The organism is Salibaculum halophilum (assembly GCF_002094885.1).
GTDB lineage: Bacteria > Pseudomonadota > Alphaproteobacteria > Rhodobacterales > Rhodobacteraceae > Salibaculum > Salibaculum halophilum.
This window is the reverse complement of the sequence record NZ_MSIT01000034.1, coordinates 1-20,698: the sequence shown is the minus strand read 5'-3', so window position 1 is coordinate 20,698 and position 20,698 is coordinate 1. Positions and strand designations below refer to the sequence as shown.

Annotated in this window: 19 protein-coding genes; 12 read left to right on the top strand and 7 right to left on the bottom strand. The window is 68.4% G+C overall.

What is annotated here, in order from left to right; translation table 11 throughout:
• The 7 genes from BU124_RS13505 to BU124_RS13475 form a co-directional block, all read left to right on the top strand.
• Positions 1-595 (top strand): LysM peptidoglycan-binding domain-containing protein (locus tag BU124_RS13505; protein ID WP_143530004.1); only part of this gene is annotated, 595 nt, incomplete at its 5' end.
• Positions 592-1,554 carry an XdhC family protein gene (locus BU124_RS13500; protein WP_084864103.1) on the top strand — a complete coding sequence of 321 codons (963 nt, stop codon included), beginning with the start codon at positions 592-594 and terminating at the stop codon, positions 1,552-1,554. The genes BU124_RS13505 and BU124_RS13500, both read left to right, overlap by 4 nt.
• A complete protein-coding gene (locus BU124_RS13495; RefSeq protein WP_084864102.1) occupies positions 1,551-2,534 on the top strand; it encodes a molybdopterin-binding protein in 984 nt (327 codons plus the stop codon). The genes BU124_RS13500 and BU124_RS13495 overlap by 4 nt, the downstream gene beginning before the upstream one ends.
• A gap of 109 nt (positions 2,535-2,643) precedes the next feature.
• On the top strand, positions 2,644-3,129 hold the full coding sequence (locus tag BU124_RS13490; protein ID WP_084864101.1) for a (2Fe-2S)-binding protein: 486 nt from the start codon (positions 2,644-2,646) through the stop codon (positions 3,127-3,129).
• Between the two features lie 69 nt (positions 3,130-3,198).
• Positions 3,199-5,571 carry a xanthine dehydrogenase family protein molybdopterin-binding subunit gene (locus tag BU124_RS13485; RefSeq protein WP_084864100.1) on the top strand — a complete coding sequence of 791 codons (2,373 nt, stop codon included), beginning with the start codon at positions 3,199-3,201 and terminating at the stop codon, positions 5,569-5,571.
• A 10-nt stretch (positions 5,572-5,581) separates the two neighbouring features.
• Entirely contained in the window at positions 5,582-6,373 is a 792-nt protein-coding gene (locus BU124_RS13480) for an FAD binding domain-containing protein (RefSeq protein WP_084864099.1), read from the top strand.
• A gap of 92 nt (positions 6,374-6,465) precedes the next feature.
• Positions 6,466-6,843 carry a phasin family protein gene (locus BU124_RS13475; RefSeq protein WP_179141933.1) on the top strand — a complete coding sequence of 126 codons (378 nt, stop codon included), beginning with the start codon at positions 6,466-6,468 and terminating at the stop codon, positions 6,841-6,843.
• A gap of 172 nt (positions 6,844-7,015) precedes the next feature.
• On the opposite strand, the gene infC is transcribed toward BU124_RS13475, so the two are convergent.
• The gene (infC, locus tag BU124_RS13470) at positions 7,016-7,483 is read right to left on the bottom strand and encodes a translation initiation factor IF-3 (protein WP_245831703.1); all 468 of its coding nucleotides are present in this window, start codon (positions 7,481-7,483) and stop codon (positions 7,016-7,018) included.
• A 294-nt stretch (positions 7,484-7,777) separates the two neighbouring features.
• On the opposite strand from infC, the gene BU124_RS14880 reads away from it, so the two are divergent.
• Positions 7,778-8,668, top strand: coding sequence for a hypothetical protein (locus BU124_RS14880; protein WP_179141932.1), 891 nt, complete (start codon positions 7,778-7,780; stop codon positions 8,666-8,668).
• 81 nt (positions 8,669-8,749) lie between these two features.
• Here the strand turns inward: BU124_RS14880 and BU124_RS13460 are convergent, their stop codons facing one another.
• Positions 8,750-9,379 (bottom strand): response regulator transcription factor, encoded by a 630-nt coding sequence (locus tag BU124_RS13460; RefSeq protein ID WP_084864096.1) that lies wholly within the window; start codon positions 9,377-9,379, stop codon positions 8,750-8,752.
• Positions 9,376-10,812, bottom strand: coding sequence for a cache domain-containing protein (locus BU124_RS13455; protein ID WP_084864095.1), 1,437 nt, complete (start codon positions 10,810-10,812; stop codon positions 9,376-9,378). Before BU124_RS13455 ends, BU124_RS13460 begins: the two co-directional genes overlap by 4 nt.
• A gap of 229 nt (positions 10,813-11,041) precedes the next feature.
• Between BU124_RS13455 and BU124_RS13450 the strand changes: the two genes are divergently transcribed.
• From BU124_RS13450 to BU124_RS13440, 3 genes are all read left to right on the top strand, one after another.
• A complete protein-coding gene (locus BU124_RS13450; protein ID WP_084864094.1) occupies positions 11,042-12,127 on the top strand; it encodes a TRAP transporter substrate-binding protein in 1,086 nt (361 codons plus the stop codon).
• A 122-nt stretch (positions 12,128-12,249) separates the two neighbouring features.
• Positions 12,250-13,290 (top strand): TRAP transporter small permease subunit, encoded by a 1,041-nt coding sequence (locus BU124_RS13445; RefSeq protein WP_084864093.1) that lies wholly within the window; start codon positions 12,250-12,252, stop codon positions 13,288-13,290.
• 19 nt (positions 13,291-13,309) lie between these two features.
• Entirely contained in the window at positions 13,310-15,661 is a 2,352-nt protein-coding gene (locus tag BU124_RS13440; RefSeq protein ID WP_084864092.1) for a TRAP transporter large permease, read from the top strand.
• Between the two features lie 78 nt (positions 15,662-15,739).
• Here the strand turns inward: BU124_RS13440 and BU124_RS13435 are convergent, their stop codons facing one another.
• The 4 genes from BU124_RS13435 to BU124_RS13420 all read right to left on the bottom strand — a co-directional run bounded on the left by BU124_RS13435 (position 15,740) and on the right by BU124_RS13420 (position 18,203).
• On the bottom strand, positions 15,740-16,570 hold the full coding sequence (locus BU124_RS13435; RefSeq protein WP_084864091.1) for an arginyltransferase: 831 nt from the start codon (positions 16,568-16,570) through the stop codon (positions 15,740-15,742).
• A gap of 85 nt (positions 16,571-16,655) precedes the next feature.
• A complete protein-coding gene (locus BU124_RS13430; RefSeq protein WP_084864090.1) occupies positions 16,656-17,108 on the bottom strand; it encodes an RDD family protein in 453 nt (150 codons plus the stop codon).
• Positions 17,109-17,166: 58 nt separating this feature from the next.
• Entirely contained in the window at positions 17,167-17,613 is a 447-nt protein-coding gene (locus BU124_RS13425) for a DUF2852 domain-containing protein (RefSeq protein WP_084864089.1), read from the bottom strand.
• A 119-nt stretch (positions 17,614-17,732) separates the two neighbouring features.
• Entirely contained in the window at positions 17,733-18,203 is a 471-nt protein-coding gene (locus tag BU124_RS13420; RefSeq protein WP_084864088.1) for a YbaK/EbsC family protein, read from the bottom strand.
• Between the two features lie 122 nt (positions 18,204-18,325).
• Here BU124_RS13420 and BU124_RS13415 point away from each other — a divergent pair.
• A partial coding sequence (locus BU124_RS13415; RefSeq protein ID WP_084864087.1) for a [protein-PII] uridylyltransferase family protein occupies positions 18,326-20,698 on the top strand: 2,373 nt, incomplete at its 3' end.

The window sequence follows — 20,698 nt, the reverse complement described above, 5'->3', positions numbered from 1 at the left end:
CCCGCAGCGGGCCGAGGATCGCCCCGCCGCGCCCGGCCCGGTCCTCGCGCTGGGCGCCGAGGGCGTGCGCGTCGTGCAGCCCAACCTGCCCGCGGACACCCCGCCCGAGGTCATGTCCACGGTCGCGCTTGACACGATCACCTACGACCCCGGGGGCGACGTGGTGCTGTCGGGCCGGGCCGAAAGCCGCGGCTTCGTGCGCGTCTACCTCGACAACGAGCCGGTCGGGACGCTCCCGGTGGATGCCGACGGACGCTGGCGCAGCGATCTGCCCGACGTCGATACCGGGGTCTATACCCTGCGCATCGATGAGGTGGCCCCCTCGGGCGAGGTCGTCTCGCGCATCGAGTCGCCCTTCCGCCGCGAGGACCCCGAAAAGGTCGCAGAGGCCATGGCCGAGGACACCGCCGACCCCGATTTCGCCGTCGCCACCCGCACGGTGCAGCCCGGCAATACCCTTTGGGCCTTCGCCGAGGACCGCTACGGCGAGGGCATCCTCTATGTCGAGGTCTACGAGGCCAACCGCGACCGCATTCGCGACCCGGACCTGATCTATCCCGGCCAGGTCTTCACGCTGCCCAGGATCGAGGAATGATCGAGGACATCCCCGCGCTTGCACTGGACTGGTACCGGTCGGGGCGCGGCGCGGCCCTGGCCACCGTGGTCGAGACCTGGGGCTCGGCCCCGCGCCCGGTGGGCAGCCAGCTGGTGGTGGACGCGCAGGCGGCGATGGAGGGCTCCGTCTCGGGCGGCTGCGTCGAGGGCGCGGTCATCACCGAGGCGCTTGAGGCGCTGGAGGACGGCGCGCCGCGGCTTTTGGAGTTCGGCGTCAGCGACGACGACGCCTTTGCCGTGGGTCTGGCCTGCGGCGGGCGCATCCGGGTGCTGGTGGATCCGGTCGGCACCGCCTTGCCCGCGGGCCTTCTGGCCGAACTGGCCGAGAAACGGGCGGCCCGTGCGCCGGTGGCAGTGGTCGCCGACCTTGAGAGCGGCGCGCGCCGCCTGGCACCGGCCGCCGATTACCCCGACCGGTTCCGCGCCGACCGCTCGAGCGTCGAGGACGACGGCCGCACCTTCGTCGCCGTGCACAACCCGCCGCTGCGGATGATCGTGGTCGGCGCGGTGCATATCGCCCAGGCCCTGCTGCCCATGGCGCGGGCCTGCGGCCATGACCCGGTGCTGGTCGACCCGCGCCCGGCCTTCGGCGCCGCGGCGCGGTTCCCCCATGAGACCATCGCGGAGGACTGGCCCGACGACGCCCTCGCGCGGATCGGCCTGGATGCCCGCGCCAGCGTGGTGACCCTGACCCACGATCCCAAGCTGGACGACCCGGCGATCATGGCCGCGCTGCGCTCTGATGTCTTCTACCTTGGCTGTCTCGGCTCAACCCGGACCCACGCCAAGCGGGTGGCGCGGCTGACCAAGGCCGGGTTCACCGACGCCGAGATCGCGCGCATCCATGCCCCCGTGGGCCTTGATATCGGGGCGCGCAGCCCCGCCGAGATCGCCGTCAGCATCATGGCGCAGGTGACCGAGCGCCTGCGCCGGCCATGAGGTTCGGCCCGGTCCCGCCGCGGGCGGCCGTAGGGGCCATCCTGGCCCATTCCGAGGACCTGGGCGACCGGCGGCTGCGCAAGGGCAAGCGGCTGACCGAAGAGGACACCGCAGCGCTGGCGGCAGCGGGGCGCAGGCAGGTCGTCGTGGCCCGGCTGGAGCCGGGCGATCTGCACGAGGATACCGCCGCCGACCGGCTGGCGGCGGCCATCTGCGGCGACGGTATCGCGCCGCAGGGCCCGTCGGCGACGGGCCGCGTCAACCTGCGCGCGGCCGGGCCGGGCGTGCTGGTGGCCGATTCCGCCAGGGTGGGCGCGCTCAACCGCGTCGATCCGATGCTGACGCTGGCCACGCTGCCGCCATTCCGCCGGCTTGCCGCGTCAGAGATGGTCGGCACCGTGAAGGTGATATCCTACGGCGTGGCCGCGGACAGCGTGGCGCGGGCCGAGGCGGCGGGGCAGGGCGCGCTGCGGCTGGCCCGCCCCGTGCTGGCGACCGCGACCCTGATCGAGACCCGCGTCGGCCCCGATACGCCCCCCGACAAGGGCCGCCGGGCCATGCGCGCCCGGCTCGCCGCATTGGGCCTGTCGCTGTCACCGCGTGTCGTTGTCGCGCACGACACGGACGCGGTCGCCGAGGCGCTCGCCGCGGCACAGGGTGAGCTGGTGCTGATCCTGACGGCCTCGGCCACCTCGGATATCCACGACACGGCGCCCGAGGGGCTGCGCCGGGCCGGGGGAACGGTGGCGCAATTCGGCATGCCCGTGGACCCCGGCAACCTGCTGTTTTTGGGCGCGGTGTCCGGGCGGCCGGTGATCGGCCTGCCGGGTTGCGCGCGCAGCCCCGCGCTCAACGGCGCCGACTGGGTGCTGGACCGGGTCGCCTGCGGCCTGCCGGTCGGCCCCGAGGAGATCGCCGCGATGGGGCTGGGCGGGCTGCTCAAGGAAAGCCCGGCCCGGGGCCGCCCCCGCGCGGACTGAGCCGCGCCGGGCGGAAAGCGACCGATCCAGGGGCGGCGGCAAACGCGGGCTTCCCAAGGGCAGGGGCGGCGTGCTTGACTGGCGAAAGATGGACCAAGGGAGGATTGGCATGACACAGGTCGCGATGACGGTGAACGGAAAATCCGTGAGCGGCGAGGTCGAGGGGCGCACGCTGCTGTCGGATTACCTGCGCGAGGACCTGCGCCTGACCGGCACCCATGTGGGATGCGATACCAGCCAGTGCGGGGCCTGCGTGGTGCATGTGGACGGCAAGGCGGTGAAGGCCTGCACCATGTTCGCCGCCGAGGCCGAGGGCGCGCAGGTGACGACGATCGAGGGCATGGGCACCGCCGATGGTGGGCTTACGGCCGTGCAGCAGGCATTTCAGGATCATCACGGGTTGCAGTGCGGCTTTTGCACGCCGGGCATGGTGATGACCGCGGCCGCCCTTCTGGAAGAGACGCCCAAGCCGACCGAGGCCGAGATCCGCGACTACCTTGAGGGCAACATCTGCCGCTGCACCGGCTATCACAACATCGTCAAGGCGATCATGGCGGCCTCGGGCCAGGACGTGAGCGCCGTGGCCGCCGAATAGGAATTTCATGTTTTCATGTGCGCAGCGCGGTGAGGAGCGGCGCCCGCGCTCTGAGGGAGGAGAGATAAAATGCCCAAAGACCATGGAGTTGGCGCCAGTTCCGCGCGCCGAGAGGATGTCCGGTTCCTGACCGGACGCGGCAAGTATACCGACGACATCGCCCTGCAGGGCCAGACCCACGCGGTCTTTGTCCGCAGCCAGGTGGCCAACGGGGTCATCACGTCCATCGACACCACCGAGGCCGCGGCGATGCCCGGGGTTCTGGCCGTCTTCACAGGCGCCGATTTCGCCGATGTCGGCGGCAACCCGGCCGGCTGGCAGATCAACAGCCGCGACGGCGAACCGATGAAGGAACCCAAGCGCCCGGTTCTGGCCCATGGCAAGGTGCGCCACGTGGGCGACGCCTATGCCGCCGTCATCGCCGAGACCGAGGAGCAGGCCCGCGATGCCGCCGAGGCCATCGTCGCCGAGATCGAGGAACAGCCCGCCGTGGTGGACATGGGCAAGGCGCTGGAGGACGGTTCGCCGCTCGTGCATGACGAGATCGGCACAAACCAGTGCTTCGACTGGGGCTGGATCGAGGACAACCGCGCCGCCACCGACGCGGCGATCAAGGCCGCCCCGCATGTCACCACGCTGGAGCTGGTCAACAATCGGCTGGTGCCCAACGCGATGGAGCCGCGCGCCTCGATGGCCGACTACGATCCCGGCACCGGCGACTACACGCTCTACACCACCTCGCAGAATCCGCATCTGACGCGGCTGCTGATCTCGGCCTTCGTGCTGGGCATCCCCGAAAACAAGCTCAAGGTCGTGGCCCCCGACGTGGGCGGCGGCTTCGGCTCCAAGATCTACCACTACGGCGAAGAGGCGCTGGTGCTGGCCGCCGCCAAGAAGATCGGCCGGCCCGTGCGCTGGACGGCGAGCCGCTCGGAGAGCTTTCTGAGCGATGCCCATGGCCGCGATCACGTCACGAAAATCGAACTGGCCTGCGAGGAGGACGGCACCTTCATCGCATTCCGCACCGAGACCATGGCCAATGTCGGCGCCTACCTGTCGAATTTCTCGACCGCGACGCCGACCTTCCTGCACGGCACGCTGATGGCGGGCAACTACGCGGTGCCCAACGTTTACGTGAACGTCAAGGCGGTCTTTACCAATACTGCGCCGGTCGATGCCTATCGCGGGGCCGGGCGGCCCGAGGCGACCTATTCGCTCGAACGCGTCATCGACATGGCCGCCCGCGAACTGGGGATCGACCCGCTGGAAATCCGGCGCCGCAACTTCGTCCAGCCCGACCAGTTCCCCTTCACCAGCGCCGCGGGCCTTGAATACGACACTGGCGATTACGGCGCGCTGGTCGACACGCTCGAAGAGATGATCGACCGCGACGGGTTCGAGGCGCGCCGCCGCGACAGCGCGGCACGCGGCAAGCTGCGGGGCCTCGGCGTGAACACCTACATCGAGGCCTGCGGCATCGCGCCCTCGAACCTCGTCGGGGTGCTGGGCGCGCGCGTGGGGCTTTACGATGCCGCCACCGTGCGGGTGAACGCCACCGGCAACATCGCCGTCATGGTGGGCGCCCACAGCCACGGGCAGGGTCACGAGACCGCCTTTCCGCAGGTGGTGGCCGACATGCTGGGCGTTGACGAGAACAGCATCGAGATCGTTCACGGCGACACGTCCAAGATTCCGTTCGGCATGGGCACCTACGGGTCGCGCTCGCTGGCGGTCTGCGGCTCGGCGGTGGTGCGCGCCACCGACAAGATCATCACCAAGGGCAAGAAGATCGCCGCGCACATGCTGGAAGCCGCCGAGGCGGACATCGAATTCACTGACGGCCAGTTCAGCGTGGCCGGCACGGACAAATCCGTGGGCTTCGGCGACGTGGCGCTGAAGGCCTATATCCCGCACGACTTCCCGCTGGAGGAAGTCGAGCCGGGGCTGGAGGAAACGGCCTTCTATGACCCGGCGAATTTCACCTATCCCTCGGGGGCCTATGCCTGCGAGGTCGAGGTCGACCCGGAAACCGGCAAGGTCACCGTTGACCGCTTTGCCGCCGCCGACGATTTCGGCAATGTCATCAACCCGATGATCGTGACCGGCCAGGTCCACGGCGGGCTGGCGCAGGGGATCGGGCAGGCGCTGCTGGAACAGACGACCTACGATTCCGAGGGCCAGCTGATATCGGCCAGTTACATGGATTACGCCATGCCGCGCGCCGATGACCTGCCGTTCTACGAGGTCGATCACTCCTGCCAGACGCCCTGCACCCACAACCCGCTGGGGGTGAAGGGCTGCGGCGAGGCGGGGGCCATCGGCAGCCCGCCCTCGGTGGTCAACGCGGTGATCGACGCGCTGCACGCGGGCGGCCACACCCATGTCACCCATATCGACATGCCGCTGACGCCCGCGCGCGTCTGGTCGGCCATCAACAGCTGAGGAGACTGCCATGTATGCATTCGATCTCGAACGGCCCGGCCGGATCGCCGATGCGGTCAAGCTGCTCTCGGATTCCGAGGAAAGCCAACCGCTGGGCGGGGGCCAGACGCTGATCCCGACGCTGAAACAGCGGCTGGCCATGCCCGAGCGGCTGGTCAGCCTGACCGCGATCCCCGAGATGCAGGGCGTCTGCCTGTCCGACGCGGGCGAGGTCTGCATCGGCGGGGCCACGACCCATGCGACCGTGGCCGCCGAGGCCGGGGCCTATCCCGCGCTGGCCGCGCTGGCGGCCGGTATCGGCGACCCGGCTGTGCGCAACCGCGGCACCATCGGCGGCAGCCTGGCCAACAACGACCCCTCGGCCTGTTACCCGGCGGCGGCGCTGGGCTCGGGGGCGCGGATCATCACCAACGCGCGCGAGATCGCGGCGGATGATTACTTCCAGGGGATGTTCACCACCGCGCTGGACGAGGGCGAGATCATCACCGAGGTGCGTTTTCCGGTGCCGGAAAAAGCCCATTACGAGAAGTTCGACCAGCCCGCCTCGCGCTTTGCGCTGACGGCCGTCTTCGTGGCGAAATACGCCGACGGCGTGCGCGTGGCGGTGACCGGGGCCTCCGAAGAGGGCGTGTTCCGCTGGTCCGAGGCCGAGGCGGCGCTCTCGGCCGACTTCTCGGCCGAGGCGCTCTCGGGGCTGAGCCTGTCAGGCGACGGCATGATCAGCGACCTGCACGGCTCGGGCGCCTATCGCGCGCATCTGGCCAAGGTGCTGACGGGACGGGCCGTCGCCGCCGCGCGCTAGGCGCGGGCTGGCCGCCACGGTCCTGACCGCCGGATCGGAATCAGTGACCGGCCGGGCGGGATATGCGAGTCTCGCCCCAAAGGAGGTGCTTCATGACCAAGAAGAGTGACACGTCGAAGGCGCAGGGGGGCGACGACCCCATGGCCCAGATGCAGGAGATGATGACCCAGTGGCAGGGCATGGGCCTTGGCGGGATGAACGCCATGAGCACGGGCTGGATGGAGGCCATGTCGGACATGGGCCGGCAGTGGTTGCAGTTCGTGTCGGACCGGGTGGCCAAGGACGTGGATTTCCAGCAGCGCATGCTGCAGGCAAAATCGCCTCAGGACGTCCAGAAGATCCAGACCGAGTTCCTGCAGGCCGCGGTCGAGGACTACACGCGCGAGACCGGCAAGATGGTCGAGTTGAGCCGCAAGGTCTTCGCGCCGGATGAGGACAGCAGCAGCGGACAAGACCCGAAGAAAGGGTGACGACGCGCCGCTGACATGACGCGGGCCTCTCCAGCGCGGAGAGGCCCCAGGCGTTGCAGGCGCGACGCCTCAGCCCTTCTGCGGCATCGGCCCGATCATCATGACCATCTGGCGGCCTTCCAAGGCGTTTTCTGTGAAAATGCCGAGAGGGCCCCGGTTGGATCACGCGCGCCTAGCCCTTCTGGGGCAGCGGCCCGATCATCATGACCATCTGGCGGCCTTCCATCTTGGGCATGTTCTCGACCTTGCCCAGGTCCTTGACGTCCTCGGCCACCCGTTCCAGCAGCTCGCGCCCGAGATTCTGGTGGGCCATCTCGCGGCCGCGGAACCGCAGCGTGACCTTGACCTTGTCGCCCTTCTCGAGAAACCGGGTGACGTTTTTCATCTTGACCGAGTAATCATGCTCGTCGGTGTTGGGCCGGAACTTGACCTCCTTGACCTCGATGACCTTCTGTTTCTTCTTGGCCTCGGACTCGCGTTTTTGCTGTTCGTACTTGTACTTGCCGAAATCCATGATTTTGCAGACCGGCGGCTTGGCGTTGGGCGAGATTTCGACCAGGTCGAGGCCGGCCTCGGTGGCAAGGGTCCTGCCGCGGTCCGGGCTGACCACGCCGACATTTTCGCCGTTGGGGCCGATCAACCGGATTTCGGGGGCCCGAATGCGGTCATTGACGCGGGGGCCGGTGTCGCGCGTTGGCGGCGCGTTGTGAGGTCTGCGAGCTATGGGTCCTGTCCTTTTCCAAGATCGTTCGGCCTCGCAAGTTAAACGGGCGCCCGGTGGCGTTCAAGGCCCCATTCGCGGCCGAACCGGGCCGATTTCCGCAAGGCGCAAGGCCGGGCCGCGCTTCCCGCTTCCCTTGGCGCTGCTGGCGTGGAATAGACGGGGTGAGGCCCGACTGGAGGCCGAGTCATGATTTTCGAAAGGACTGACACAATGCGTGCGCTCATCATTATCGTCGTCGTCGCCGGGCTGGGCTATTTCGGCTATCAGTATGCCGCCAATGACCGCACCCCGGCCGAGGCCTTTGCCGCCCTGACCGGGCAGGCTGAAGAGGCCGCGACCGAGGCCTCCGAGATGGCCGAGGACGCCGCCGGGGCGGTTGACGAGACCGTTCAGGAGGTGACCGACGCGGCCGAGGGGGCTGCAGAAGAGGCCGCCGATGCCGCGACCGAGGCGGCAGAGACCGCGGGCGAGGCTGTCAACGAGGCGGTCGAGGGCGCCACCGAGACGGCCGAAGACATGGCCGGCGAGGCCATGGACACCGCCGGTGACGCCGCCGCCGAGGCCACCGAAGCGGCCGAGGACGCCGCCGATGCCGCGTCGGACATGGCCGAAGACGCCGCCGAGGCTGCGACAGAGGCCGCCGAGGGGGCGTCGGATGTGGCCGAGGACGCCGCCGAGACTGCGACCGACGCGGCCGGAGACGCCGCGCAAGAGGCGGCGGATACGACCGGGGCAGCCGATACCACGATCGAGGATGCGCCCGCGGAGGATACCGTGTCCACCGGCGAGGCCGGTACCGGGGACGCTGCCGAAGCGAGCCCGGAGAGCACCGAAGACGCCGCAGACGCAGGCGCGGAGAGCACCGGGGACGCCGCCGAGGCAGGAGAGCAGGCGGCCGAAGCCGCCACCGATGGCACCGATCTGTCCAGCCTGCTGACTGCCGACAGCTTCGATCCCGCCGCCGTTTCCGACTGGGTCGAGAATTCCGACCTTAACCCGGCGGTCAAGCAGACGCTGACCACCGCCGTTGACCAGGCTGCCGAGAACCCCGAGATGATTCCGGGCGTGATCGACCAGATCCGCGAGGCCGCCGGCCTCTAAGCCACGTCGGCGACGAACCGCACGGACAAGGGGCCGCCTGACCGGGCGGCCCCTTTTTCATGACGCGCGCACCGAGCCGGGTCAGCGCCCGGTGCCCTGCAACACGCCGTGTTCCAGCGCGTAGCGGGTCAGCCCGGCGGTCGAGGCGATGCCCAGCTTGCGCTTGAGGTTCTTGCGGTGGGTCTCGACCGTGCGCACAGAGATGTCGAGGTCGGTGGCGACCTGCTTGTTGGACTTGCCCTGGGCCAGTTCCAGAAGGATCTGCTGTTCGCGGTTCGTCAGCGGCTCGCGCCCGTCGGCGATGCGCGGCTCCAGCGCGCGGGTGGTGCCGGTGCACAGGTATTCCTCGCCGCGCATGACCGCGTCGATGGCCGTCCTGATCTCGTCGGTGGGCACGTCCTTGAGCACGTAGCCCTGCGCGCCATGGGCCAGCGCGGTCGAGATATACTCGGGGCTGTCATGCATCGACAGGATCAGGATGCGGGTCTGCGCGCGGTGCTCGAGGATCATCTCGGTCGCCGACAACCCGCTGACGCCGGGCATGTTCAGGTCCAGCAGCACCACGTCGGGGGCTAGGTCGGAGACCCTGTCGACGGCTTCCTGGCCGTTGTTGAGCACGCCGACGATCTGCAGCTCGTCATATGTTTCCAGCAGGGCCTCGATGCCTTCGGCCACCATGGGATGGTCATCGACGATGAGCACGCGGATCATGTGGTGTCCTTCCCGTTTGTCCCGTTCGTCCTGCGCCCGGGGCGCAGCATGTGGCTCAGCGGGACCAGCGCCTCGACGACCGTGCCCTGTTCGGAGGAGGAGATGCGCAGGGTGCCGTCCAGTTGCTCGATCCGTTCGGTCATGTTGCGCAGACCGAGCCCCGCCGAGGCCCGGTCGGCCCGTCGGTCGATCCCCGCGCCGTCGTCGGCGATGCGCATGTAGGCGCCGGTGCGGCGCCCGCGCAACTGGATCGACACCGCGGTGGCATCGGCGTGGCGTTCGACATTGGTCAGCGCCTCCTGGGCGACGCGGTAGAGCGCGATGCGCGCCTCCTCGTCGAGGCGCCCGCGAAAGACCACCGTCTCGAATTCGGTGGCAATACCGGTGCGGGTGCTGAAATCATCCGCCAGCGCCTTGATCGCGGGACCCAGCCCGAGATCGTCCAGCACGCCGGGGCGCAGGTCGCGGCTGATGCGGCGGACCTCGGTAATGGCGCCGCTCAGGGCCTCGGTGCCCTTGGCCAGGCTTTCCCCAGCGCGGTCGTCGCCCTTGGCCAGCCGGCGCTGGGCCAGGTCCAGCGCGTAACGCACCGACACCAGGATCTGGCTGATCCCGTCGTGCAATTCGCGCGCGACGCGGCCGCGTTCCTCCTCCTGGGTGTCGATGATCCGTTCGGTCAGGTCCTTGAGCTTGGCATCGGCCAGGCGGCGCTCGCGGATGTTGAGCGCGATGCCCGTGGCAAAGACCGTCAGCAGGGCGACGATCGTGATCGCGAGGATCAGGTAGGTGGTGGTGCGGATGCGCGCCTCGACCTCGGCCCGGGCGGCGGCGACGCTGGCGCGGATTTCGTCGACGAAGATGCCGGTGCCCACCACCCAGCGCCAGTCCTGCAACCCGTTGACATAGGCGATCATCGGCGCGGTCTCGCCGGTGCTGGGCTTGGGCCACCGGAATTCGTGGTAGCCCCCGCCCGACCGGGCGATGCGGATCAACTCGTCGGTGATGGGCACGCCGTCGACATCGCGTAGCCCGGCCCAGTCGCGCCCGATCAGCCGGGTCTGGCGCGGGGCCACCAGGTTGGTGCCGTCGTAGTCGAAGACGAAGAAATACCCGTCCTGGCCATAGAGCATCGCGGCCAGGATGCGCGTGACCTCCAGCTTGGCCCGTTCGTCGTCCGGGGCGGCGCGGCCGTAGATGTTGACGAAGGCCGTGCGGGCGATGGACAGGTAGTTTTTCAGTTCCTCGCGCTTGGCCTCGATCAGCTTGCTCTCGAGCGCGGCGATCTCGCGGTCGGCCAACTGGCGCGACTGGCTGGCCACCAGCGTGGAAATCACCGCAACCGAGACCAGCAGCGGCACCGTGGCCAGCAGAAAGAGCTTCTGCCCGTAGCTTAGCCTCAGCCGGGGCCGCATCGCCTGTGCGCGTTCTGTCATGGCGATTCGATTACGTCAGATTCGCACCGCTGCCTAGGTGCCGCCGGCCCCGGGTCCGGGCCGTTTGGCTGGTTTAGCGCTATCACCGGTAAGGTTTTCTGACAGAATCGGCCGCGCTCCGTGGCATTGGGTATTTCGTCGCGCGCGGCCTCTGGCTAGGGTCCGCCAACGTAAACGATCGGCCCGTGTCCCGGGAGGGGACCGGGCACACAACCTTGGGAGGACCAATATGGATCGTCGTTCTTTTCTGACCAAAAGCGCCGTCGGCGGCGCCGCCGCGGCCGCAACCGGCACGCTGGCCGCACCGGCCTATGCGCAAGGCAAGCGCACACTGACCATGGTGACGACCTGGGGCCGCGGCCTGGCCGGTGTGCATGACGCCGCGCAGCGCTCGGCCGACACCATCACCGCCATGACCGACGGCCAGCTTACCGTCGACCTCAAGGCCGCGGGCGAACTTGTGGGTGCCTTCGAGGTCTTCGACGCCGTCACCGCGGGCCAGGCGGACCTCTACCACGGGGCCGACTACTACTTCATCAACCAGCACCCGGCCTATGCCTACTTCACCTCGGTGCCCTTCGGCATGACGGCGCAGGAACTGGCCAACTGGTACTACCACGACGGCGGCCACGAGCTGCACGACGAACTGGGCCAGATCTTCGGCCTCAAGTCCTTCCTGGGTGGCAACACCGGCGCGCAGTCGGGCGGCTGGTTCTCCAAGGAGATCACCGGCCCCGAGGATTTCCAGGGTCTCAAGTTCCGCATGCCCGGCTTGGGCGGCGAAACGCTCGGCAACATGGGCGCCTCGGTTCAGAACATCCCCGGCGCCGAGGTCTACCAGGCGCTGGCGTCCGGCGCGCTCGACGGGACCGAGTGGATCGGCCCCTGGGCCGACGAGAAGGCCGGTTTCCAAGAGATCACCAAGTTCTACTACACCGCCGGCATGCACGAGCCGGGCGCGGGCCTGTCGCTGGCCTTCAACCGCGATGTCTTCGAAAGCCTGACCCCTGCCCAGCAGCGCGTCTGCGAGATCGCCGCCGGCGAAGCCCACCAGTGGAACCTGGCCCAGTTCCTGATGAACAACGGCGCGGCGCTGCAGCGTCTGCAGTCCGGTGGCGTCAAGGTTCTGGAATTCCCCGACAGCGTCTGGGATGCCATGGGCGTTGCCGCCAAGGAGACGCTGGACCAGTACGCGGGCGACGACATCTATGACCGCGTCCGCGCCAGCTACAACGAGTCCATGGCGGCCTCGTCGGGCTGGATCACCGAGTCCGAGGGCACCTACCGGGCCCAGCGCGACCGCGTCATGAGCTGAACCACACTTGGCTGGCCGGGCGCGGCGCCCGGCCGGACCCGCCGACCGGGCCCCCGCGCGGGGCCCGGTTCCGCCTGTCGGACCAGGCGATGCCGCGACACTGACAACCGGGGGCAGGGGACATGGAAGAAGAGGCGGCGCAAGCCGGGTTCTGGTCATCCTACGAAAACGGGTTCACCCGCTGGGTCGAACGGATGCAGGGCAACGCCCCCGAGGGCGCCGAGCCGATCGCGCCGGCCGAGAGCACGCTGGGCGCGCTCGTCGATGCCGTGCTCTGGGTCATCGGCAACATCCTCGAGGCGGTCTACAACATCCTCTTCGCCGTGACCCATCCCGGGCTCTGGCTGGACTGGCTGAGCTGGGCGGGCACCACCGCGGACAAGGAAGCGCTGATGCGTGTCGTATACTACGGCGGCTCGACCGAGTTCTTCTTCGTGGTCTTCACGCTGTTTCTTGCGCTGACAATTGTCGGCTTTTCCCGGCGCGGTTTCATGTGGGGCACCGTGCGGGTGCTGGAAGGCTTTGCCAACAAGGTGGGCCGCACCGTCGCCTGGGCGGGGCTGCTCATGGTGCTCATCCAGGTGGTGATCATCTTCATGCAGCGGGTTTTCGCGGTCTCGGCGATCCCCGGCTTCGGCCTGCCCAGCTACGATGTCAGCTGGTGGTCCGAAAGCCTCAAGTTCTACAACGCGATGATCGTCACGCTTTGCGTGAGCTACACCTTCGTGCAGGGCGGCCACGTCCGGGTGGACCTGGTCTATGCCGCCATCGGCCACCGCGCCAAGCGCGTTATCGACATGTTCGGATCGCTGGTCTTCATGGTGCCGGCCGCGGTGCTGACCTGGATGTACGGCTGGTACTTCCTATGGCGGCACCTGATCGTGCCCAACCCCTCGGCCTCGGACACGCTGGACCGGCTGCTGCTCAAGGCCCGGGCGCTGCGCTGGAACGTCGAGACCATCGGTTTCTCGCCCAACGGGTTCAACGCCTACTTCCTGTTCAAGGTGCTGCTGGTGGCCTTCACCGCGCTGGTCCTGCTGCAAGCGGTCGCCTTTTTCTACCGCTCCTGGCTGGAATGGGTCGAGGGCGAGGACAGCGCGGGCAAATACCTCGACAAGGACAGCCTCGGCGCGGGCGAAGACGCCTATGAAGGCACGCACTAGGCAATAGGGGCACCAACACATGCTTTTCGGACTTGATGGCGTCGAGATCGGCCTGATCATCGTCTTCCTCTGCCTCTTCGCGGGCATTCTGTCGGGGTTTCCGGTGGCCTTTGCCATCGGTGGCTCGGCGGTGGTGTCTTTCGCGATCATCGCGGCGCTGGATTCGGGCGGTTTCCTGATCCACCAAGCGATCGACAGGGGCTCGGAGGCCTATGCGGCGCTGATTGCCGAAGGCGTCCGGCCCGAGTCGATCTCGATCTTCCGATACCCGGAGTTGCCGCGGATCGGCGAAAGCCTGTTCCCCGGCGGCTGGGAAATGGCGCTGGACCGCAACATTTCCTTCGTCGTCAACCGCATGAACGAGCGCGTTCTGGCGGGCCAGTCCATCGAAACCCTGCTCGCGGTGCTGATGTTCGTGCTGATGGGGATCACGCTAGAACGCTCCAAGATCGCCGACGACCTGCTCAAGACCATGTCGCGCGTTTTCGGTCCGCTGCCGGGCGGGCTGGCGGTGTCGGTGGTGGTCGTGGGGGCCTTCCTGGCCGCCTCCACCGGCATTGTCGGCGCCACGGTCGTCACCATGGGCCTGCTGTCGCTGCCGACCATGCTGCGCGCGGGCTATTCAAAGGAACTGGCCACGGGCGTGATCTCGGCCAGCGGGACGCTGGGCCAGATCATCCCGCCCTCGATCGTGATCGTTCTTCTGGGCACGTTGGCCGGGGATCTCTACTCGGCCGCGCAGGAGGAACGCGCGCAACTGGCCGGCTGCACCGACGCGCTGACCTACCTGGGCGAACCGGCGGTGGTCTCGGTCGGCACGCTGTTCCAGGCGGCGCTGCTGCCGGGCATCATGCTGGCCTTTCTCTATGCCGCCTATGCCTTCGGCTATGCGCTGCTGAACCCGCGCAACGCGCCGCCCGTGGAACTGGGCCACTCCAGCCACGAGATCATCACTCGCAACGAGGGGCTGACCTGGTTCCTGGCGGTGCCCGGCGGGCTGATCGTTGCCTTCGTCTTTTTGATGAACCTCAGTGTCGTGGGCGGCCAGTCGGTGGTCGTGGACAGTTTCACCGACGCCGGCCAGACCGCGAGCCTGCGCACCAACGTCTCCGACGAATGCCAGGCTTCGATGATCGAGCTGCACGGGCAAGAGGCCTGGGATGCGGCCGTGGCCGAACAGCAGGCCATCGAGGAAAGCGGCGGCGTGGCCGAGGCGCGCGAGCTGAGCGACGCCGAGCGCGCCGCGCGCGTCGAACAGGCCATCGCCGATGCGCCGCCCATCGGCACCGGCATCGCTGTCGGGGCGCTGGTGCTGGCGCTGATCCTGACGACGGCGCGGGGCATAGCGCCCTCGGCTGATGCGCGCCCGCTGATGGTCGGTGCGGCCGGACTTGGGCTGATGCTGCTGGCCGACATCCTGGTGATCGGGCCGACGACCACCCCGGGTGTGACGACGCTGATCATCGCGCTGCCCCTGCTGTTGGCCGGTTACGGGATCTGGCACGCCTTCGCGCGGCTGGCCCGAAACGAGTTGCTGCGCGTCGTCTTCCCGCCGCTTGTGCTGATCGTTGCGGTGTTGGGGTCGATCCTGGGCGGCATCACCAACCCGACCCCCGCCGCCGGGCTGGGCGCGGCCGGGGCGATCATGCTGGCCGCCTATCGCAAGCTGCAGGAACAGGAGAAATCCGGCCGGCTGATCCTGATGACCACGGGTGCGGTCTTGCTGATGCTGCTGGTGGGGATCAACTTCGACATGCGCATCGGCCAGGCCGACCTGTCGCTTGAAAACTGGATCGCCTTCTTCGTGGCCATGGCGGCCTTTCTGTTCTCGCTTTTTGGTTTGCTTTACGCCTGCTGGGTGCTGCTGCGCTCGAAGGTGCTCAGCCCTGTTGTGCGCGAGACCGCCAAGGTCACCTCGATGGTCTTCACCATCCTGATCGGGTCGCAGCTGCTCAACCTCGTTGTCATCTCATTCGGGGGCGAACACTACATCCAGCAGTTCCTGCGCAGCTTCGACAACCCGGCGACGGCCTTCCTGATCGTCATGCTGGTGCTTTTCGTGCTGGGCTTCGTGCTGGACTTCCTCGAGATCATCTACATCGTCATCCCCATCGTCGGGCCGGTGATCTACGGCTCGTATTTCGACCCCAAGTGGGTGACGATCATGATCGCGGTGAACCTGCAGACCTCCTTCCTGACGCCGCCCTTCGGCTTTGCACTGTTCTACCTGCGCGGGGTGGCCCCCAAAGAGGTGACGACCATGCACATCTACCGCGGGGTCATCCCCTTCGTGCTGATTCAGGTGGTCGGGCTGTTGCTGCTGTGGTGGTTCCCGCAGGTCGTGACCATCGTGCCCAACCTGCTGGGGTAACGGCGCGAAGCACGAGATGACGAAAGGGCGCCCGCGGGCGCCCTTTTCGCGTGTGGGGATCGGGCCGCGCCCGATCCGTCAGCGGTCGCCGTCGGGCAGGGTGATCCGGGCCACCTGCTCGGCGATCGGGTCCACCTCCAGCGGGTGGGTCTCGGCCTCGTAGGCCGCGGGGTCCTTGAGGTCCTCCCAGTTGCCCTGGCGATAGACCTCCAGCGCCGAGAACCGCGCCTTGTAGCCCATCTTGTCGGAGCCGGGCACCCAGTAGCCGAGGTAGACGTAGGGCAGCCCCAGCTCGCGCGCGATCTCGACATGGTCGAGGATCAGATGGGTGCCCAACGACTGCCGCTCCAGCGCGGGATCGAAGAAGGAATAGACCATGCTGAGCCCGTCATCGAGCATGTCGGTCAGGCTGACCGCGCGCAACCCGCTGTCGCCGGGATCGTGCGCCGCCTCCGGGTCGGTATACTCGATCAGCCGCGTGCGGATCGGCGTTTCCTCGATCATGGCGGCGAATTCGAACAGGTCCATGTCGGCCATGCCGCCATCCGTGTGCCGGCTGTCCAGGTAGCGCCGGAACAGCGCGTATTGATCCTCGGTCGCCCAGGGCGAGGACGCGCGGCGCCGCAGGTGGGCATTGCGCTTCCAGACGCGGCGCTGGCTGCGCGACATGCCAAAATCCGCGACCCGGATGCGCGCCGACATGCAGGCGGTGCACTCGGCGCAGGAAGGGCGGTAAAGCACATTCTGCGAGCGGCGAAAGCCCTGTTTTGAGAGGGTATCGTTGAGCTTTTCCGCGTTCTCGCCCTGCAGGGCCGTGAACAGCTTGCGCTCCATCCGACCCTCCAGATAGGGGCAGGGCTGCGGGGCGGTCACGTAGAACTGCGGCGCGATGGGAAGCGAGTGACGCATCGGGCTTTCTTGTGCAATGGAAGGGCGCTGTGACGTAAGCCTAGCAACGCCGGGCCGGGACGCCAAGCCCATCTTGCACCCATTGTCACAGCGCGCGGTTGAGGGCCACGGTTCCCAGCACGAGGTCGTGCAGCCCCTGGCGCTTGGGCGTGATCAGCGTGACCACGCCCGAGATCAGAAGCCCCGGCGAGACGATCAGAAGCCCGTAATGCAGGGCCACGTGCCAGAAGGCCGTCGCCCCGTCCAGGCGCAGCCCTTCGGTGTCGCGCAGCTCGATCGCCATCAGGCGCATGCCCCAGGTGGCCGACCCGCCCGCCAGCGTCGACCAGCGGTAGACAAAGCCGACCACGGCCACCATGACCGGAAAGACGAAAAGCCCCAGGAAAAGCGTCAGCGGCAGCAGCAGCGCCGCGATCACGCTGGCCACGACCCAGTCGATCAGCCAGGCGATGACGCGCTTGCCGGGCACACCGCCATAGAACGCCGGCAGGCGGTCGGGGTCGGGATGGCCGGGTGTCGGGGCGCGGGATGGTCGCATGGGGCCTCTCATAGGGAGGGGCCGCCCGCGGCAATCGCGAGCGGCCGGAGATGGTCCGTCAGGCAGCGGGTTCGCCGTTGCCGGAGGTGTCGTCGCGGCGCGCACGGTCTTCCATGAACTGGTCGAACTCGGCCTTGTCCTTGGCTTCCCGCAGGCGCTCGAGGAAGGCCTCGAACTGCTGTTGTTCCTCTTCGAGGCGGCGCAGCGTGTCCTGCTTGTAGGCATCGAAGGCGCTGTTGCCGCTGGACGTGGCGGCGGTGCGAAGGGAATGGCGGTGGCGCTTTGCGGCGCAGTTTCCAGAAAACATGCGTTTGCTCCAGATCATGTAGGCGAGAATGGCCAGCCCGACGGGCCAGACGAAGATGAATCCCAGCACCATGGCGGCGATCCAGGCGCCCTTGCCACGGTCGTCCAGCCAGTTTTCAGCCCGGCTGAACCAGGTGCCCGCCCGCGTCTGACGGGGATCGGGCGCGGTGTCGTCGATGGGCGGTATTGCTGTTGTCATGTCGGCTCCAGGGTTGTGTGCGGATGTGAATGTGCTTCACATTATACCAGATGGACCCGGTGTCCGCCGGCTTCAAGACCTTATGTAAATGTTTATTACATTTTTCGCCGCGGCGGGACTCAGGCTGTAAAATCAGCCTGTTGCGCCCCTGAAAGGCGCCGCAGATCGGCCGGTTCTATGGGAAAGACATGCCGCGGCGTGCCCGCCGCGGCCCAGATTTCCGCGAAATCCGCCAGGCGCGGGTCCCAGAAGGCGCGGATCGGGTGCAGGTGGCCGATGGGGGCCACGCCGCCGATGGCGAAGCCCGTGCAGGCGCGCACGGTCGCGGCATCGGCGCGGTCAAGCGCCTCGCCGGCCACCGCCGCCGCCTTGTCCGCATCCACGCGGTTGCCGCCAGCGGTCAGGAACAGCAGACACTCGCCGCTGTCGTGCCCCTGAAAGATGATCGACTTGCAGATCTGGTCGGGCATGCAGCCCGCCGCCGCCGCGGCCTCGTCGGCGGTGCGGGTTCCGTCTGCCATCTCCAGCGGGTCGGCGTCCAGGCCCGCCGCCCGCAGCGCGGCGCGCACGCGTTTCAGGCTCTTGCTCATGGCCGGCACCCTCTCTAGCGTCGCGCCGAGGCTAGCAATCCGGGGGCGAGAGGCAAGGGCATGGGCGATCTGCTGGACGAGGTGATGGCCATGCGGCGCGGCATTGCGGCGGGGTCCGTCGCATGAACTTTGCCGCCCGTATCACGCGATCCCCGCGCCCCTTCGATGCCGACCACGGGGCCGATGGCCGCGCCCTGGTCCTCGACCAACCGCCCGAGGTGGCCGAGGTCATCGCGGGCACCGCAGGGTGCAGCCCCTACCTTCTGGACCTGATGCGCAAGGAGGCCGACTGGCTGGCGTCCGCGCTGGACGATCCCGAGGCGGCGCTGGAGGCCGAACTTGCCGACAAGGCCGCGCTGGACTTGCCCGACCTGGGGCGCGGGCTGCGCCAGGCCAAGCGTCGCGTGGCGCTGCTGGCCGGGCTGGCCGACCTGGCTGGGGTCTGGTCGCTGGAGGACGTGACCGGCGCGCTGACTCGGCTGGCCGACATGGCCGTGGACACCGCGCTCAAGCGCCTGGTCGCTGCCGAGATCGCGCGCGGCAAGCTGCCGGGCCTTGCGCCGGAGGACGCCGAGACCGCCGGCGGCATGGTCGCGCTGGCCATGGGCAAGGGCGGGGCGCACGAGCTGAACTATTCCAGCGACATCGACCTGATCTGCCTGTTTGACGAGACCCGCTTCGACCCCGACGCCTATCACGAGGCGCGCGCGGGTTTCATCAAGGTCACGCGCCGCCTCTGCGCGCTCATCGGCGAGACCACCGCCGAGGGCTATGTCTTTCGCACCGACCTGCGCCTGCGGCCCGATGCCAGCGTGACGCCGGTCTGCCTGTCCATGGAAACCGCCGAACGCTATTACGAAAGCGTCGGGCGCACCTGGGAACGCGCGGCCTATATCAAGGCGCGCGCGGCCGCCGGCGACATCGCGGCGGGCGCGCGTTTTCTCGACACGCTGCGCCCCTTCGTCTGGCGCAAGCACCTGGATTTCGCCGCCATCCAGGACGCCCACGACATGCGCCTGCGCATCCGTGCCCACAAGGGGCTGGGCGGGCCGATCACCCTGCCGGGCCACAACATGAAGCTGGGCCGCGGCGGCATCCGCGAGATCGAGTTCTTCACCCAGACCCGCCAGATCATCGCCGGCGGCCGCGACGACAGCTTGCGGGTGCGCGGCACCGCGCAGGGCCTGGCGGCGCTGGCCCGCGCGGGCTGGGTGCCGCAGGCCGACGCGCAGAGGCTGACCGACCATTACCGCGCCCACCGCGAGATCGAGCATCGCGTTCAGATGCTGCGCGACGCCCAGACCCACGACCTGCCGCAGACGGATGACGAGTTCGACCGGCTCGCCGCCTTCTGCGGCACCGATGCCGACAGCCTCAAGACCGTGCTGCACGACCGTCTGGAAGAGGTCCACGAGATGACCGAGGGGTTCTTCGCCCCGTCCGAACCCACCGCCGCCGCGCCGGGGTTCGGCGAAGAGATCACCGAGCGCTGGTTGACCTACCCGGCGCTGCGCTCGGACCGGGCGGTCGAGATCTTCAACCGCTTGAAACCCATGCTGCTGGCCCGCCTGCAGGAGGCCGCCAAACCCGACGAGGCCCTACTGGCCTTCGACGGGTTCCTGCGCGGGCTGCCGGCCGGCGTGCAGCTCTTCTCGCTCTTCGAGGCCAATCCGCAGCTGACCCGGCTGATCGTGGATATCGCCGCGACGGCCCCGGCGCTGGCGCAGTACCTGGGGCGCAATTCCAGCGTGCTGGACGCGGTCATCGGCGGCAGTTTTTTTGAGGCCTGGCCGGGCCGCGCGGCCCTTACCGAGGACCTGGCGGGGCAGATGGATGACGCCCCCGATTACGAGGCGCAACTGGACACGGCTCGCCGGTGGTCCAAGGAATGGCACTTTCGAATCGGTGTGCATCACCTGCGCGGTCTGATCGACGCGGGCGAGGCCGGAACACAATACGCCGACCTCGCCGAGGCGGTGATCGCGGGGCTCTACCCGCGCGTGATCGCGCAGTTCGCCGAAAAGCACGGCCCGCCGCCGGGGCGCGGGGCGGTGGTGTTGGGCATGGGCTCTCTGGGGGCCGGGAGGATTCACTCGCAATCCGACCTCGACCTGATCGTGATCTACGACGGGGCGGGGCAGGAGGCCTCGGACGGCCGCAAGCCGCTGTCGGTGCGGCCCTATTACGCGCGGCTGACGCAGGCGCTGGTGACGGCCCTTTCGGCACCCATGGCCGAGGGCAAGCTCCACGAGGTGGACATGCGCCTGCGCCCCTCGGGCCGGCAGGGGCCGGTCGCCACCGCCTTTTCCACCTTCGAGCGCTACCAGATGGACGAGGCCTGGACCTGGGAACATCTCGCGCTGACCCGGGCGCGGGTGGTCGCCGGGCCATCCGATCTGGCAAGGGATGTCGAGGCCGCCCGCGCCCGCGTGCTGGCGGCCAAGGCGGGCGGCGAGGGCGTGCGCGGCGCGGTGGCGCACATGCGCGCGCGCATC

What these genes read in the sequence shown, in the direction of transcription:
- BU124_RS13500 (WP_084864103.1), top strand. Translation starts at nt 592, where the DNA reads ATGATCGAGGACATCCCCGCGCTTGCACTGGACTGGTACCGGTCGGGG.
- BU124_RS13495 (WP_084864102.1), top strand. Translation starts at nt 1,551, where the DNA reads ATGAGGTTCGGCCCGGTCCCGCCGCGGGCGGCCGTAGGGGCCATCCTG.
- BU124_RS13490 (WP_084864101.1), top strand. Translation starts at nt 2,644, where the DNA reads ATGACACAGGTCGCGATGACGGTGAACGGAAAATCCGTGAGCGGCGAG.
- BU124_RS13485 (WP_084864100.1), top strand. Translation starts at nt 3,199, where the DNA reads ATGCCCAAAGACCATGGAGTTGGCGCCAGTTCCGCGCGCCGAGAGGAT.
- BU124_RS13480 (WP_084864099.1), top strand. Translation starts at nt 5,582, where the DNA reads ATGTATGCATTCGATCTCGAACGGCCCGGCCGGATCGCCGATGCGGTC.
- BU124_RS13475 (WP_179141933.1), top strand. Translation starts at nt 6,466, where the DNA reads ATGACCAAGAAGAGTGACACGTCGAAGGCGCAGGGGGGCGACGACCCC.
- BU124_RS14880 (WP_179141932.1), top strand. Translation starts at nt 7,778, where the DNA reads ATGCGTGCGCTCATCATTATCGTCGTCGTCGCCGGGCTGGGCTATTTC.
- BU124_RS13460 (WP_084864096.1), bottom strand. Translation starts at nt 9,379, where the DNA reads ATGATCCGCGTGCTCATCGTCGATGACCATCCCATGGTGGCCGAAGGC.
- BU124_RS13455 (WP_084864095.1), bottom strand. Translation starts at nt 10,812, where the DNA reads ATGACAGAACGCGCACAGGCGATGCGGCCCCGGCTGAGGCTAAGCTAC.
- BU124_RS13450 (WP_084864094.1), top strand. Translation starts at nt 11,042, where the DNA reads ATGGATCGTCGTTCTTTTCTGACCAAAAGCGCCGTCGGCGGCGCCGCC.
- BU124_RS13445 (WP_084864093.1), top strand. Translation starts at nt 12,250, where the DNA reads ATGGAAGAAGAGGCGGCGCAAGCCGGGTTCTGGTCATCCTACGAAAAC.
- BU124_RS13440 (WP_084864092.1), top strand. Translation starts at nt 13,310, where the DNA reads ATGCTTTTCGGACTTGATGGCGTCGAGATCGGCCTGATCATCGTCTTC.
- BU124_RS13435 (WP_084864091.1), bottom strand. Translation starts at nt 16,570, where the DNA reads ATGCGTCACTCGCTTCCCATCGCGCCGCAGTTCTACGTGACCGCCCCG.
- BU124_RS13430 (WP_084864090.1), bottom strand. Translation starts at nt 17,108, where the DNA reads ATGCGACCATCCCGCGCCCCGACACCCGGCCATCCCGACCCCGACCGC.
- BU124_RS13425 (WP_084864089.1), bottom strand. Translation starts at nt 17,613, where the DNA reads ATGACAACAGCAATACCGCCCATCGACGACACCGCGCCCGATCCCCGT.
- BU124_RS13420 (WP_084864088.1), bottom strand. Translation starts at nt 18,203, where the DNA reads ATGAGCAAGAGCCTGAAACGCGTGCGCGCCGCGCTGCGGGCGGCGGGC.